This is a genomic window from Phyllobacterium phragmitis (assembly GCF_002980495.1).
Classification (GTDB): domain Bacteria; phylum Pseudomonadota; class Alphaproteobacteria; order Rhizobiales; family Rhizobiaceae; genus Paramesorhizobium; species Paramesorhizobium phragmitis.
The window spans coordinates 1-13,811 of sequence record NZ_PVBR01000006.1 but is presented as its reverse complement, the minus strand read 5'-3'; the positions used below and the strand labels follow the sequence as shown (position 1 = coordinate 13,811).

Sequence of the window (13,811 nt, the reverse complement as noted above, 5' to 3'; positions counted from 1 at the left end):
GGGTATGTTCCATTGCCTATCGAAATCAGGAGAATGTCATGATCGTCCGTTCACTTGTCGAAATTTCTGGATCAGAAAGAGACGTAAACTGGGGATTGGGCCAAAGTCGACGCTTCCTGCTCGCCGATGACAATATGGGATTTACCGTGGCAGACACGACGATCCCTGCCGAAACCGCTATTTTTCTTGAATACAAGCACCACTTAGAAGCCTGCTACTGTATTGAAGGGACCGGTGAAGTCGAAGATATGAACGGCAACATTTATCCTATCGAACCCGGCGTGATCTACGCCCTCGATAAGCACGACCCCCATTTCCTACGCGTCTTCACTGATATGCGTTTGGTCAGCGTATTTTCACCCGCTTTGAATGGTGCTGAAAGTCACAGCCTTTCAAACGAAAGGGCTTCAACTTATTAGACGTAAAGGTCCCGTGGAAACAACGGTGGCTTCGGTATGAACGTTACGGCCAATTGTTCGGCCCTGTCCTTTCTCCATCGAAGTGTTGGAGGCGGTTTCTTTTGGCCGGGGCGGGCTGGTCGCGTCGCCTATTTACCCTTGGCCACCAAATATAATCCGCAAACCACCATCAGCGTACCAATGGCGAACAATGGAGAAACCTGTTCCCCAAGCAATTGATTGCTTAGCAGAACCCCGAAGACAGGCGCCAGGAATGAATAAGCAGACAACGTTCCGGCAGAGAAGCGCTGCAGCATCCAGAAAAATACGAGATAGCTCAGAAACGCTACGAAGACGACCTGGAAAAGCACAGCCTGAACGACGACCGCTGATTGCGGCGCTGACCATTCCTCTCCCACAAGATAAGACAGTAGGGGAAGTGCGATTGCAGATCCGAGCAATTGGAAATAAAGGACTGCATTGGCCGGAACGTGAATGAGCCTCGTAACCTTGATAACGAGAATAGTGCTCGCCCAGGCCGCAGCCGCTCCCAGACAGAGGAGATCGCCCGTAATGCTGGTGTGGTTGGCTATGGTTTCGTTGCGCCACAACACTGCCAATACGCCAAGAAAGGCCAGCCCGAACCCTGCGATTCCGAGTCGCCCGATCCTCTCGCTTGGCAGAATCACCGCCGCGCCCACGGCGATCATAATCGGACCGGTATAGTACAGAATCGTCCCACGCGACGCTGTCGTCTCGTTCAGCCCGAGAAATAACAATGCAAAGTCCAATGTAAACAGCACGCCCAACAGGGCGGCAGCTCCAGGGCCAACCCCCATACGCCAGGGCGGCGTCCCTTTTACCAAGAACCACATTGTCATCAATACGCTCGCCCCGATAGACCGAATGCCAGCTTGGAATATCGGCGCAAGTTCCGTATTGCCGATTTTTATTGCAACTTGCTGTCCTCCCCACAACGCGAAGATGAGGATCATCAAAACGGTGGCCCAAATGGAAAGTCCCTGAGGCTTTGATGAAATAGAAGAAGTGAGTTTCTGAGTGGCTGATGCCTTATGTGTCATGACACAACTTCTGGCTTGTGCTTCCTCCCAACTCAATATAATAGATTGAAATCGCTGTTTAGAATTATCGAACGCCCCGATATGGTTGCAAGACTTCCGCTCGAACAATTGCGCACGTTCGTTCATGTGGCGCACTTGATGAGCTTCCGAAAGGCTGCAGAGAAACTGAACCTCTCCGTGGGGGCCCTCAGTCAGCGCATAGCGTCCCTCGAGGAGTATCTGGGGGGACCTCTGTTCATCCGGCATCCCCAAGGTATCGAATTGCTCCCATCCGGGAAGGAATTGCTTCATAAAGTTGCGGTCCCGCTTGAATTGATTGAAGAAGCGGTAGCGAAGAAATCATCTAAGTACACTTTGTGCATCCATACCGCCTCCAGCTTTGCCTACCATTGGCTCATTCCCAACCTGGGCGAATTTCGCGACAGACATCCGGACATTAACGTCGAGGTATCGACCGGCGTCCGGTTGGTCGATATTACGTCCGGCGGAATTTTCGCCGATCTTGCCATTCGTTATGGTAAAGGCTCCTATCCGAATCTGCATTCGATAGAAATTTTGCGCCCTTCGCTTAATCTCGTCGCTTCACCGGAAGTCCTGAATACCCCCGATGATCCTTGCATAAATGAGTTGCTGCGAACCCTGCCGCTCCTGAGTTCCAGGGACCGGGAGGAATGGGATATATGGTTCGATCGTTTCACCGTGAATAATAAAGACGCGAGCTGGGGGATGGTGCTTGACGACGACATGGCTGTGATTAGCGCCGTTGTCGGAAAGCAGGGACTTGGAAGCGTCCGGGATATCTATGCCAAGGATCTCGCTGCAAAGGGGAAACTCGCGATTCTTTCCGAGTATAAAAACCCCGATAAGGCCTTCTATCTGGTCGGACGGCAGGATCGTCTTGAAAGGAGAGACGCCCGTACCTTCCTAAACTGGCTTAAATCGAAATTCGATCCGGTCGTGGGTAAATAGCTTGCATCCTGGAACTTGCCCGGATTGTGCTCCACGAAGAAAGCGGACATCTTTTCAGATTTAATCAAGGAAACGCGTGCTGGCGATGAAGCCGGTCGCGATCTCGTCGACGGATTTGAAGTGAAGTACGTCGTGTCCCAGAAGTCGGCATGCTTCCAAAGCCAAGGCCCCGGCGCGTCCGGAGCCTCCGTCTCCAATTCCCTTAAGTCGCACTTTGTGGCGAGCAGCGGCGCATGCAAGCATATGCGTCCGGGCAATCATGCCAGCACCGAGAATGACGCCAGTTTTCACGCTCTGCACTGTTAGCTCTCGCCGTTGGACTTTGGCGTGGTCCGGGACGCAATGCTCAAAGCGGCCAAAAGAGAGATGGTTGTCGTCCCAATCATCAGGGCTATGGCGGTCCAGTGAGCGTTCGTGGTCGTCATGAAAATTCCTGAGATCGATACGATCGCCGCTCCGCCTGCAACGGTCGTGGCATTGGCAAGCCCCAATGCTGTCGCCGACAGTTCCGAGCGCAAGGACAATACGCCGGAATTGGCCGCAGGCATGGTCAGGCCGTTTCCCAGCCCGACAAAGGCACAGGGCAGGAAGAAGGCCGCCACATGATGAACGCAAAATAGAAAAGTAAAATTCCCACGGAAAGACCGGACAATGTCAAAATCCGGCCGCTTGCCATGAGGACAGGCGGTGCGTAGTTTTTGCCGTAGCGACCGGCAAATGTGCTTCCCAGAACAAACGCTCCTGGGACAAGCCCCATCAACGCACCGACTGCGATCGCAGATTCAACGCCAAAGCTCTTTGCGACCAGAGGTGCGCCGCTGAGAAAGATGTAGAGGGTGCCCATGGAAAAAACCATGCAGATAGCGTACCCCCAGAAGATGCGTGAACCCATCGGCATGGTAACTCTTAAGCCGAAAGGTGGCGCCGAGATCCCGCGTCTTGGTCTCCTCGAAACCGCGCATGACCAAAAGGAGACCGACCAGGCCCAAGACGGCGAAGGCGATGAAGTTCGAGCGCCATCCAAACAGGACGTCAAGCGGCCGCCGATCATCGGCCCGAGCGCCCAGACCGAGAAAACGAAGGCAATCCGGCTCGTCTTTGAGGGAAGAACAGCATGCGGTGATGCTCTTTACCAGTTGGGAGCGACCCCGAGGTTGCATGATCGTCTCGTCGGGACTTCGCATGGGAGCCGGCAACGACGAACTGCTTAAATGGCTTTCGGAGCAACGCACTCAACGGCTCGCTTCAATATTCGATCGCTTGCGACGCGGCCAAGAGGCTGGAGAAATAAATCAATCAACCGATATTTCTTCGCTTGCAGATTTTCTGATAACGGTACTCCAAGGGCTGTCAATTCAGGCCGAGGATGGGATGACGAGACGGAGATTGCTTGGGATCGTTGAGCAAACGATGAAATATTATGACAGCGCGGGATGATTGTTTGTCATGTCGGGCGCTACCCTGATCGGGCCGATTGGCCGCACACAACTGATGGTTACACTGGCATTTTATTTTAGAATGGCAACTTAATTGGGTCGGTAGCGCTCCCCGCTCGACAGTTTCGGACCCCCGCTCGCCCCACCACGATCTCAAAGCCTCTCCGCCGCACCGGCTCGAACCATTCCGGGCCTTCCTCTGGCTCCTAAACGACGTGTAGGAGAAGACGTGGACTTGAATGTCAGGCCGTTCGAAGCTATCTTACGTTTGTCTTACATCAGGAAGGTTCGGGCCTATGGCCACAGTAGAGAAGCTTACCACCACCACCGTTTCCACCAAGGGACAGGTCATCCTGCCCAGCGCTATTCGCCTGCGGCGGGAATGGCGGGCGGGAACGCGGCTCACAGTCGAGGAGACGGCCGAAGGCGTGCTGCTGAAGCCCGCGCCGGCATTCGCCGAGACGCGGCCTGAGGATGTGTTCGGTGTGTTGCCCCACAAGGGCCAGCCGAAGACGCTGGATGAAATGGATGCGGGTGTGCTCGCCGAGGCCAGGCACCGGCATGCTCGCGATTGATACCAACCTTGTCGTCCGCTACCTGACCAACGACCATCCGAAACAGTCGCCGCGAGCGCGGGCGCTGGTCGACGGCCAGCCGGTCTTCACCTCCATCACGATCATCCTCGAAACGGAATGGGTGCTACGCAGCACCTATGAGTATCGTCCGGCGGATGTCGCCCGCGCGCTGCGCGCCTTTGCGGGACTTCCGACGGTAACGGTCGAAGATGGCGCAATCGTCGCAATCGCCCTCGACCTTGCCGAGAAGGGCATGGATTTCGCGGACGCGCTGCACCTCGGAAGATCTGCGCATTGCAAGAGCTTCGCGACCTTCGACCGGAGATTTGTCAAGGCCGCGAAGGCCGCCGGCTACGAGAGTGTGCAGGAAGCATGAGTGCGCCAGGCCGTCAGGCGAGCGGCATACGCTCTCAGCCGTCGCCCGTTTCCTGCCCGGTCTTTGTTCTTGCCGCGGCAATCTGTGGGGGGACTGTCGGTATCGGGACGGACGGGAGGTTTTGATCGCGTTGCACAATCACGCTTTTCATCCGGGGCATGCGGATTTCCACATCAGGTTTCATGAAGAGTCGGGGGTGCAGGAGGCATGGATCAAAAACGGCCTTCACACCGTGCGCATGCCTGCATCGAGCTTCAACGACTTCCAGTCGCGAGCCCGATAGCCGTTGAATAGACAATATGGTCGCTCGACGGCGGGCTGCTCCCGAATTATCTATAAAACATGACGACAGCCAAAGACGACACAATCGCCGTGAGGATCAGCAAGGTTCTGGCCGAGCGGATTATTACCGGGAAGCTCGAAGCCGGCTCCCGGCTTGGGCAGGACCACATTGCCGAAGAGTTCGGCGCGAGCCACGTCCCGGTGCGCGAGGCGTTCCGGCGCCTGGAGTCGCAGGGGCTGCTCGTCAGCGCGCCGCGCCGGGGCGTTCGTGTCGCGGGCTTCAGTCTCGAAGAGGTCCGGGAGGTAGCCGAGATGCGAGCCGCGCTTGAAGCGTTGGCCTTGCGCAACGCCGCTCCGCATCTGACCAAGGCTATTCTCGATCAGGCCGAGGAGGCCAACAGGGTCGGCGATCGCGCCCGTGACGTGCAGGCATGGGAAGAGGCCAATCGGACCTTCCATCGCATCATTCTGACGCCTTGCGGAATGCCACGTCTGCTCAAGGCCATCGATGATCTGCAGACGGCTAGTTCGCGCTTCCTGTTCTCCGGTTGGCGGGCGGAATGGGATGCTCCAACTGATCGCGATCACCGGGCGATCCTGCATGCCCTGAGAGCGGGAGAGCCGGATATGGCGGCGTCCGTGCTGGCGCGGCATGTCCAGACGATTGGGCAGAAGAAGCCGCGATAACCGGCCGATCCTTCGCCTTCATTCAACGAACGAAGGTCACATCCGGGCATGGCTATTGCCATGGCGGCGTTTCTGTGGATTCCTTTAGCGATAGATTCGCTAAATTATAGATAATTTTGAGCTGAAGGAGAATGACATGAGCGACACCGCCTCACGACAGATCGAAGCCCGCTCCGGGATATCCACGCGAACGGTCGTGACCGTCATTGCCGGCGCGGCGCTGATGACGCTCGCCGCCAAGGTGCAGATCCCGTTTTGGCCCGTGCCGATGACGCTGCATACGATGGCCGTGATGGCCTTCGCCGTCGCTTTCGGCCCGCGTATCGCGGTCTCGATCTTCCTGACCTATCTCGCGGCCGGCGCGGCCGGCCTGCCGGTGTTCTCCGGCTCGCCTGAACGCGGCATCGGCCTTGCCTATATGGTCGGACCCACTGGCGGCTATCTGCTCGGCTATCTAATTGCCTCGTGGCTGGTGGGCGTCCTTGCAACTGGCAAAGGCACGGCCGGCCGTCTCGGGGCCATGCTGGTCGGCATGCTGCCGATCTACGGGTTCGGTGCGGCATGGCTCGCAGCCTATGTTCCGGTCAATCAGGTTCTCGCGGCTGGCGTTCTGCCCTTCCTCCTCGGTGATCTGGTGAAGATTGTTGCGGTCGCGGCAATCAACATGGTGCTACCTGCAACGATCGCCCGCTTCCGAGGCAAAGCATGATGACGGTGACGGATGGGACAATCCGGCACGATTGGTCGGTTGAGGAAATCGTCGGCCTGCATGAACTGCCGTTGCTCGAACTGGTCGGCCGCGCCAACGCAGTACATCGCCGGCACCACGATCCCAACAAGGTCCAGAAGGCAAGCCTGCTTTCCATCAAGACAGGGGGATGCCCTGAGAACTGCGCCTATTGCCCGCAATCGGCCCATCACAGTGAAGTCGATCTGACCCGCGACAAGCTGATGGACCCGGCTAAGGTGGTCGCAATAGCGGCGACCGCCAAGGCAGCAGGGGCTGAACGCTTCTGCATGGGTGCGGCGTGGCGGCAGGTTCGGGACGGCAAGGAGTTCGACGCCGTTATCGAGATGGTCGAGGGAGTGCGCGCCCTCGACATGGAAGCCTGCGTCACGCTCGGCATGCTGAAGCCGCATCAGGCCGAACGGCTCGCCGCCGCCGGCCTCACCGCCTACAACCACAATCTCGATACCAGCCCCGAGTTCTACGGCCGGATCATCACCACCCGCACCTATGCGGACAGGCTGGACACGCTGGCGACGGTGCGGTCCTTCGGCATTGGCCTGTGCTGCGGCGGCATCATCGGTATGGGCGAGACGGTTCGTGACCGGGCCTCGATGCTGCAGGTCCTGTCAGCGATGGAGCCGCACCCCGAAAGCGTACCGATCAACGCGCTTGTCCCGGTTGAGGGAACGCCATTGGCAAAGCGTCCGCGCATCGATCCGCTGGAACTGGTGCGGATGGTGGCGACGGCTCGCCTCGTCATGCCGGGCTCGACTGTGCGGCTTTCGGCCGGGCGCTCCAGCCTCAACCGCGAGGCGCAGATCCTGTGTCTCGTGGCGGGAGCGAACTCCGTCTTCTACGGCGATACGCTGCTTACTACACCCAATGCAGACATCGGCGAGGACGCCGAATTGTTCGCGGCGATCGGTGAGCCGGAACGCGCCTGCGTCTCCGCCTCAGCAGCGTGAGCGATAGAGGAGTGGCATTCGCCGCAGTCATTGCCGCTCCAGCTCTGTTTGTTTTCCTATCATCGGCAACCAGCTTCATCGCGGCGCGGGCAATCGCGGCGCATGCCGATCCGATCCTGTTCGTCCGCTTCCTGTTTGTGATCGCGGCTTTTGCGGTGCTGGCGCGCAAGGTGGAATGGCCGAAGGGCTGGCAGTTCGTCGGCCGCGTCGTCGATCAGTATCTGTCCGACGAGCTGGGCCAGAACCTGACCGTTGTGGTGGACGGGATCGACGGCCGGACGCACCATATCGCCGGCGTCGATCCGGTGCGCGCTGAGGGCGCGTTCCGGGCTGCGATTACGTGGGCATGTCGGTGCCCATATCCGCAGGCTGGAGGCGCTGCGCCGCGCCGGCATCGTCAAGCGGATCGACCCTGACCAATGGCGCATTCCCGACGACTTCGAGAGCCGCGCCGCCGCCTACGATGCCGGCCGCAGTCGGCAGTCCAGGTCCGCGTCCTATCGGTTCTCGACCTTGAAAGCAGATCGGCGCAGACGCGCGACCTGACTCGACCGGCGGCTGGTTTCGCCCGACTCATTCGCCTTTGCGCCAACCTGCTTCGAGCAGCAGGTGCGCGAAGCGATGGACCGTCGCCGCGAGCATCATATCGAATAAGGCGACGCCACGCCCCGGCACGACGGTCGCATCTTCTATCGGCGGGATCTTCTCGCCACCCTGCGTGAGCGAGAAGTTGCCCGCGTCGGTGGAGAGATGGCAGGGAGCAAGGCGCTGTCATTCCGTGCTGCGGCCGATGGCGAAACTGTCAGCGGCAAGTTTACGGGGACCGTGCAGCTATCGAGCGGTAAGTTCGCCATCGTCGAGAAGGCGCACGAGTTCACCCTTGTCCTCTGGCCGCCGGTCATCGACCGTCAGCTAGGCCGCGAAGTCGCCGGCGCCGTGCAGGGTGGTTCGGTGTCGTGGCAGTTGGGGGGGCAGCGAAGATTGGGCTTGTAGCCTTTCGTCTCCCTGAGCTTCACAACGGCGTCTATGCCTTTCTTGCCGTGCCGGGCGTGACGCCCGTGGGTGGCGCCCACCCGATCAAGATCGGCGGTCAGGTCGTCGGCGCGATCAGCACGGCCGGCGGATCGTTCGAGGTGGACAATGAAATATGCCAGATCGCTCTTGCAGCCATCGATGATGGCTAGGCTGGAGCGCGTGAACATGCAGCCGGGTATCGCCGCCGCTCGCGGCCAGGAGCCGTATAACTGACGGCTTCGCCCTCCTGTCTCGGATAGCGGGCTTTGCTTCTATTTCGCCTGAGCTGATCCTTGCTGTGCGGATGCTGCTATCCGGTGCCCTGTTAGGGTTCGTAGCGGCTGTGGCGGGCGAGCGACTCCCCCCGGCCCGACGGCTCGCGTTGCATCTGCTCGCCGGCGCGCTGCTCAACGGCGTCTATCTTTGCACGAGTTGGTGGGCGATCCAACGAGGCATGCCTGCCGGGATAATGGCCCTGCTAGGCGCGCTACAGCCACTCGTGGTCGCCGTTGCGTCATTCGCCCTGCTTGGCGAGCGTCTCGGAATACGCTTTTGGATCGGATTGGCGACCGGTCTCCTTGGCGTCGTAATGGTGCTCGCGCCGTCGCGTCGATCCTGGCGATAGCGGCTGGCACCATGATCCAGCGTGGATCGATCGGCGGCGATCCGATGCCGATTTCAGGTGCGGTGCAGAACCTCGGCGGCGCGGCCGTTGCGATCCTCGTCACCTTGGCTCTCGGTGATTATCGCTGGGACGGCGCGCTCGCCTTGTGGGCCGGGTTGGCCTGGTCCGTGCTCGGGCTATCCGTTGGAGCACTATCGCTGCTGGTTTGGATGACGCGCCACCAAGGAGCAACGCGGGTCAGCCTGCTGCTCCTCATCGTTCCTCCGCTTGCGGCGCTCGAAGCATGGATCTTGTTCGGCGAGAAACTGACACCCGTTCAGATCGCCGGCTTCGTCCTTGCGCTGGGCGGAGTGTTGCTTGCGCGAATGGCGAGCCCCGGGCAACAGATAACCGCGCAACGGCCGGGAAAGACCCGAGATGCTTGAAGTGTCCTGACCTTCGCACCCCAGCACAAAACGACGCCGGCGCCTCGCGCCAGCCTCCACGTGGGAACCACATGTCGTTCGAACGGGCAGCAGGCGATGCCCTTATAGTCGGTCCACAAGATAATCTACGAAGCAGCGGACCCGTGCCGGCGTGTGCGCTCCACCGACGAACACCGCATGAACCTCCTCGCCGTCGCCCGGGTTGAACTCTTCGAGCAGCGGAACGAGCTTCCCGGCTTGGATTTCGTCCGCCACCGTCTCAGCGCAGACGCGCGCAATCCCGATTCCCTCGATGGCGAGCTGCCCCTCTGTTTCGCCATTGTTCGTTTCCACGCTGCCCTTAATCGCAAGCGAGAAGTCGCGCCCATCCTTGCGGAAAGGCCATGTCGGTGCAGCGCGCTTAAAGTTGAATCCGATACAATCGTGGTCGTGCAGGTCCTCTGGAATTATGGGCTTGCCTCGGTGCGCGAGATAAGTCGGTGCGGCCACGATCACCTTGTGTGTCACTCCAAGCTTGCGGGCTGTCAGCGGCCCATCGGGGAGCGGCCCCAACCGCACCGCCACGTCTGCCTGGCCCCCGGCGATGTCCACGACAGTATCAGACGAGATGATCTCAAGCAGGATGTCTGGGTACGTCCGAATAAAATCACGCAGGAGCGGCACCACGAACATCCTGCCGTACAACTGCGAAATGCTCACCCGCAAGCGTCCCTTGGGCGAACTCTGGTCGGCGATCGACTGTTCGGTTTCCCTCAGGTCGGCGAGGATGCGGCGGGCGGATAACAGATAAGCCGTCCCTTCAGGCGTCAGCATTAGCGATCGCGTGGTTCGCAGCAGCAAACGTACGCCAAGCCGGGCTTCGATCCGGTCGATGACGCGCGCGATGGATGACGGTGCCAGCTTCAGCCGACGGCCAGCGGCCGAGAAGCTGCCTTCCTCAGCCACGAGAGTGAAGATTTCGAGATCGCCGCCGACATCCATAAAGGCCCGCTTGTGCGCATTACGCAAAAGAGTTCACCGAGTTTTCAGGATACACTTTCGCGCAGAGAAAGGCCACCTTTGCGAAAGTGTCGATGATGCGTTGTGCGCATGGCACCAAGCGCCACGCTCCGCTCAAGAAGTCAGAGACATGTTGGCCTTCAGGAGCGATCACCTGATGAGGAGAAATCCATGGTCTCGCATTACACGATCAACATTGCTAACGAACGGCTCGACGCGATCAGAGCGAAAGTCGATGCCTATGACTGGAGCGAGCTCCCGGACGCGGGAGGCTGGTCGGCGGGCGTCGGGGTCGAAGATCTCAAACGCCTCGTCGCCTACTGGCGCAACAGCTATGATTGGCGCGCCGTCGAGGAGCGGCTGAATCAGCTACCCAACTTTACGACCGATGTCGAAGGCGAGCGCCTCCATTTCCTCCATGTGAAGGGCGACGGCTCCCAGCCGCCCATCCTCCTCCTCCACGGCTGGCCAGGCTCGTTCCTCGAGTTCGAGCGGCTGCTTGAACCTCTGGCAGCCGCCGGCCACGACGTCATAGTTCCCTCGCTTCCCGGCTTTGCTTTCTCCAATCCGATCACCGGCGTCATCGGCCCGCGGCGAGCTGCCGAGCTCATGCACGCGCTGATGGGCCAACTGTTTGGTGCGAAGCGCTACGTCGTCCAGGGCGGCGACTGGGGCGCGCATATTGCGAGCTGGATGGCCTACACGCGACCGGACGCGCTGCTCGGCATCCACATCAACATGATGAGCATATTCCCCGACGGCGTCGTTCCAACCACGCTAGAGGAAAAGGACCTGCTCTCCAGCCGTGATGCGATCCTCGACTGGGAAACCGGCTACAACCTCGAGCAGGAGACGCGCCCGCAGACGTTGGGCGTTGCGCTGGCGGACAGTCCGGTGGGCGCGGCCGGCTGGATCCTTGAAAAGTTCGGCAAGTGGGCCGACCTGCCTAAAACGGCCGACGGCGGTCCGAACATCTGGAGCAAGTTTTCGGAGCAGCAACTGCTCACCAACATCATGCTCTACGTCGCGCCGTCGGCGGTCGTGACAGCGACATGGATCTATCACGGCAAGCGACTTGAAGGATCGGATCGCTTCCCTGCGGGTACGCGCATCCGGGTGCCGACGGGGGTGGCAGCCTTTCCCGATCCCGTGTTCCTGCCGACGCCGCGCTCGTTTGCCGAGAAGGCCTACGACGTCGTGCATTGGACCGACTTTGAAAGGGGTGGCCATTTCGCAGCTCTCGAAGAGCCAGACCTCCTGCTCGCTGACCTGCGTACCTTCATTGCGACGGTTTCGGGAGAGCCCTCCTGAGATCGGAAATCTCAATATCCGAGGCTCGGCGCGTGGCGCTGACTGCTCAGGGGTTCAATCGCGTCCGCCGTGGCGACGACGCCAGCGCTGCACGCCTGCGACGGACCATCAATCGGCTCGGTTTGCTCCAGATCGACAGCGTGAACGTCCTCGTGCGCGCCCACTATCTGCCGCTGTTCTCGCGGGTGGGTTGCTATGACCGCACCCTCCTGGACGCAGAGATGGCCGCAGGGCCGAAGCGCTTCTTCGAATATTGGGGCCACGAAGCCTCGCTGCTGCCGGTCGGCCTTCAGCCTCTATTACGCTGGCGGATGGCCCGCGCGTTGCGCGGAGAGGGAGTCTGGAAGCAACTCGAACCCTTCGCCAGCGAGAAAAGAGGGCAAGCCGATGCCCTGCTCCGTCGCATCGGCGCCGAAGGACCGCTCGCCGCCTCCGATGTGGCGGGGAGCAAGGCCCCGAAAGGAATGTGGGTATGGAGCGAGGCGAAGCATGCGCTCGAATGGCTGTTCTGGGCTGGGCTGGTCGCCGCCACGCACCGCCGGGGCAGCTTCGAGCGCGTCTATGACTTGCCCGAGCGGGTGTTGCCCCGTGCCGTCCTTCAAGTCCCCACGCCCGATGACGGAGATGCGCGACGAACGCTCATCGCCAGATCGGCTGAGGCGCTTGGCGTCGCGACGGCCGACGACCTGCGCGATTATTATCGCATTCCCACTGCCGACGCTCGGGTACCGATCCAGCAACTGGTCGAGGAAGGGATCATCGTTCCCGTGCGCGTCCGAGGTTGGCGGCAACAGGCCTATCTCCACAAGGACGCGCGTGCCGGCCGCAGAGTCGAGGGCGCAGAGCTGCTGTCACCCTTCGATCCGCTAATCTGGCATCGCCCACGAGCCGAAAGACTATTCCGCTTTCGCTACCGGCTCGAAATCTACACACCCGCCCACCGGCGCGAGCACGGCTATTATGTGCTGCCCTTCCTGCTGGACGGCTCGCTTGTTGCGCGCGTGGATCTGAAGGCAGACCGCAAGACCAGCACATTGATAATTCAGCGGGCTCACATCGAGCCCAACGCTCCGCGATGCACGGCGGAACGGCTGATCGAGCAACTCGGGGTGATGGATCGTGGCTCGGATTGACGGGCCTCGCCGTCGCCCCGGCCGCTGTGACGGACCCTCTCCTTGCAACCCTCTGCCTCGAAAGCCGGCTGGCGTCTGTCGATTTGGTATCCTCGTGGAGGGGGTCCGCCCTTCATGAATGAGCAACCGGTAAGAAGCGTCGATACAGACATCCTGCGGATCGCCTATGTCGAATATGGCTCCGCCGTCGGTTGGCCAGTGATCCTGTCGCACGGCTTCCCCTACGACGTTCATGCCTTCGATGAAGTAGCGCAGATTCTCGTTGAAGCGGGAGCAAGGGTCATCATGCCTTATGCCCGTGGGTTCGGTCCGACCCGTTTCATGTCGGACGCTATCATGCGAAGCGGGCAGCAGGCCGCCCGAGGCTGCGACATCGTCCAGCTTGCCGAGGCCCTTGGCTTGGAGCGCCCCATCCTGGGTGGGTTTGATTGGGGTGGAAACGCGTCCTGCGTGGCGGCGGCGCTATGGCCTGAACGTATCGGAGGGCTCGTCTCGTACGCGGGCTATGACATCATTGATGTGCGGGCCGGAGACCACGCTGCCACGCCCGCTCTGGAGCGAGTCTGCTGGTATCAGCATCTGTTTCAGACCGAGCGCGGACGTAAATGCCTGGCCGAGCATCGTCGCGACCTGTGCCGCTTGCTGTGGGAGGAGTGGTCCCCGGGATGGCAGTTCGACGGGCCTGCCACGTCGTTCGATTAGCGTCGTCAGTTCTCGCGCCACACGCCGTCCGGAGATCGATGTGTCCGGGATCGCAGCCAGGCATTCGCGCGTGACATCATCGACGACATTGAGAACGCGGAA

Annotated in this window: 21 protein-coding genes and 2 pseudogenes; 18 read left to right on the top strand and 5 right to left on the bottom strand. The window is 60.3% G+C overall.

Annotated features, from left to right (window positions below):
* Positions 1–38 precede the first annotated feature (38 nt).
* Positions 39–419, top strand: a complete 381-nt coding sequence (locus C5748_RS09555; protein WP_105741724.1) for an ectoine synthase — start codon at positions 39–41, stop codon at positions 417–419.
* Between the two features lie 128 nt (positions 420–547).
* Here the strand turns inward: C5748_RS09555 and C5748_RS09550 are convergent, their stop codons facing one another.
* Positions 548–1,480 carry a DMT family transporter gene (locus C5748_RS09550; protein ID WP_158259831.1) on the bottom strand — a complete coding sequence of 311 codons (933 nt, stop codon included), beginning with the start codon at positions 1,478–1,480 and terminating at the stop codon, positions 548–550.
* A 45-nt stretch (positions 1,481–1,525) separates the two neighbouring features.
* Here C5748_RS09550 and C5748_RS09545 point away from each other — a divergent pair, with 45 nt between their 5' ends.
* Positions 1,526–2,449: a LysR substrate-binding domain-containing protein gene (locus C5748_RS09545; protein WP_158259830.1), complete on the top strand. Its 924-nt coding sequence runs from the start codon at positions 1,526–1,528 to the stop codon at positions 2,447–2,449.
* 302 nt (positions 2,450–2,751) lie between these two features.
* Here the strand turns inward: C5748_RS09545 and C5748_RS29450 are convergent, their stop codons facing one another.
* A complete protein-coding gene (locus C5748_RS29450) occupies positions 2,752–2,997 on the bottom strand; it encodes a hypothetical protein (RefSeq protein ID WP_105741720.1) in 246 nt (81 codons plus the stop codon).
* Between the two features lie 2 nt (positions 2,998–2,999).
* The gene (locus C5748_RS29445) at positions 3,000–3,341 is read right to left on the bottom strand and encodes an MFS transporter (protein ID WP_425350232.1); all 342 of its coding nucleotides are present in this window, start codon (positions 3,339–3,341) and stop codon (positions 3,000–3,002) included.
* Between C5748_RS29445 and C5748_RS09525 the strand changes: the two genes are divergently transcribed.
* The 13 genes and pseudogenes from C5748_RS09525 (at position 3,292) to C5748_RS09485 (ending at position 9,564) form a co-directional block, all read left to right on the top strand.
* A complete protein-coding gene (locus tag C5748_RS09525; RefSeq protein ID WP_146119496.1) occupies positions 3,292–3,660 on the top strand; it encodes a hypothetical protein in 369 nt (122 codons plus the stop codon). The genes C5748_RS29445 and C5748_RS09525 overlap by 50 nt on opposite strands.
* Complete coding sequence (locus C5748_RS29440) at positions 3,572–3,886, top strand: TetR family transcriptional regulator C-terminal domain-containing protein (RefSeq protein WP_425350231.1); 315 nt, start codon at positions 3,572–3,574, stop codon at positions 3,884–3,886. The genes C5748_RS09525 and C5748_RS29440 overlap by 89 nt, the downstream gene beginning before the upstream one ends.
* 295 nt (positions 3,887–4,181) lie before the next feature.
* The gene (locus C5748_RS09520; protein ID WP_105741717.1) at positions 4,182–4,460 is read left to right on the top strand and encodes an AbrB/MazE/SpoVT family DNA-binding domain-containing protein; all 279 of its coding nucleotides are present in this window, start codon (positions 4,182–4,184) and stop codon (positions 4,458–4,460) included.
* Positions 4,447–4,836 carry a type II toxin-antitoxin system VapC family toxin gene (locus C5748_RS09515; protein ID WP_105741716.1) on the top strand — a complete coding sequence of 130 codons (390 nt, stop codon included), beginning with the start codon at positions 4,447–4,449 and terminating at the stop codon, positions 4,834–4,836. The genes C5748_RS09520 and C5748_RS09515 overlap by 14 nt, the downstream gene beginning before the upstream one ends.
* A gap of 342 nt (positions 4,837–5,178) precedes the next feature.
* Positions 5,179–5,805: a GntR family transcriptional regulator gene (locus C5748_RS09510; protein WP_105741715.1), complete on the top strand. Its 627-nt coding sequence runs from the start codon at positions 5,179–5,181 to the stop codon at positions 5,803–5,805.
* A gap of 136 nt (positions 5,806–5,941) precedes the next feature.
* Positions 5,942–6,514 carry a biotin transporter BioY gene (locus C5748_RS09505; RefSeq protein WP_105741714.1) on the top strand — a complete coding sequence of 191 codons (573 nt, stop codon included), beginning with the start codon at positions 5,942–5,944 and terminating at the stop codon, positions 6,512–6,514.
* Positions 6,514–7,500, top strand: a complete 987-nt coding sequence (bioB, locus tag C5748_RS09500) for a biotin synthase BioB (protein ID WP_105741713.1) — start codon at positions 6,514–6,516, stop codon at positions 7,498–7,500. The genes C5748_RS09505 and bioB overlap by 1 nt, the downstream gene beginning before the upstream one ends.
* A gap of 11 nt (positions 7,501–7,511) precedes the next feature.
* On the top strand, positions 7,512–7,916 hold the full coding sequence (locus C5748_RS29435) for a DUF3363 domain-containing protein (protein WP_425350230.1): 405 nt from the start codon (positions 7,512–7,514) through the stop codon (positions 7,914–7,916).
* Positions 7,801–8,046, top strand: coding sequence for a DUF3363 domain-containing protein (locus C5748_RS29430; protein ID WP_425350234.1), 246 nt, complete (start codon positions 7,801–7,803; stop codon positions 8,044–8,046). The genes C5748_RS29435 and C5748_RS29430 overlap by 116 nt, the downstream gene beginning before the upstream one ends.
* Positions 8,047–8,493 (top strand): annotated as a pseudogene (locus C5748_RS09490) (DUF3363 domain-containing protein); the annotation flags it as partial.
* Positions 8,457–8,684, top strand: coding sequence for a heme-binding protein (locus tag C5748_RS29625; RefSeq protein WP_280953477.1), 228 nt, complete (start codon positions 8,457–8,459; stop codon positions 8,682–8,684). The pseudogene C5748_RS09490 and the gene C5748_RS29625, both read left to right, overlap by 37 nt.
* 56 nt (positions 8,685–8,740) lie before the next feature.
* Positions 8,741–9,139: an EamA family transporter gene (locus C5748_RS29425; protein ID WP_199194767.1), complete on the top strand. Its 399-nt coding sequence runs from the start codon at positions 8,741–8,743 to the stop codon at positions 9,137–9,139.
* Positions 9,067–9,564: a DMT family transporter gene (locus C5748_RS09485; protein WP_199194750.1), complete on the top strand. Its 498-nt coding sequence runs from the start codon at positions 9,067–9,069 to the stop codon at positions 9,562–9,564. Before C5748_RS29425 ends, C5748_RS09485 begins: the two co-directional genes overlap by 73 nt.
* Before the next feature lie 102 nt (positions 9,565–9,666).
* Here C5748_RS09485 and C5748_RS09480 read toward each other — a convergent pair whose 3' ends face one another.
* Entirely contained in the window at positions 9,667–10,572 is a 906-nt protein-coding gene (locus C5748_RS09480; RefSeq protein WP_342588353.1) for a LysR substrate-binding domain-containing protein, read from the bottom strand.
* Positions 10,573–10,734: 162 nt separating this feature from the next.
* Between C5748_RS09480 and C5748_RS09475 the strand changes: the two genes are divergently transcribed.
* From C5748_RS09475 to C5748_RS09465, 3 genes are all read left to right on the top strand, one after another.
* Positions 10,735–11,874: an epoxide hydrolase family protein gene (locus C5748_RS09475; RefSeq protein WP_105741711.1), complete on the top strand. Its 1,140-nt coding sequence runs from the start codon at positions 10,735–10,737 to the stop codon at positions 11,872–11,874.
* Positions 11,875–11,906: 32 nt separating this feature from the next.
* A complete protein-coding gene (locus C5748_RS09470; RefSeq protein WP_342588352.1) occupies positions 11,907–13,007 on the top strand; it encodes a winged helix-turn-helix domain-containing protein in 1,101 nt (366 codons plus the stop codon).
* A gap of 114 nt (positions 13,008–13,121) precedes the next feature.
* Positions 13,122–13,709 carry an alpha/beta fold hydrolase gene (locus C5748_RS09465; protein WP_199194749.1) on the top strand — a complete coding sequence of 196 codons (588 nt, stop codon included), beginning with the start codon at positions 13,122–13,124 and terminating at the stop codon, positions 13,707–13,709.
* On the opposite strand, the pseudogene C5748_RS09460 reads toward C5748_RS09465, so the two are convergent.
* A pseudogene (locus C5748_RS09460) lies at positions 13,686–13,811 on the bottom strand (IS3 family transposase); the annotation flags it as partial. The gene C5748_RS09465 and the pseudogene C5748_RS09460 sit on opposite strands and share 24 nt — an antisense overlap.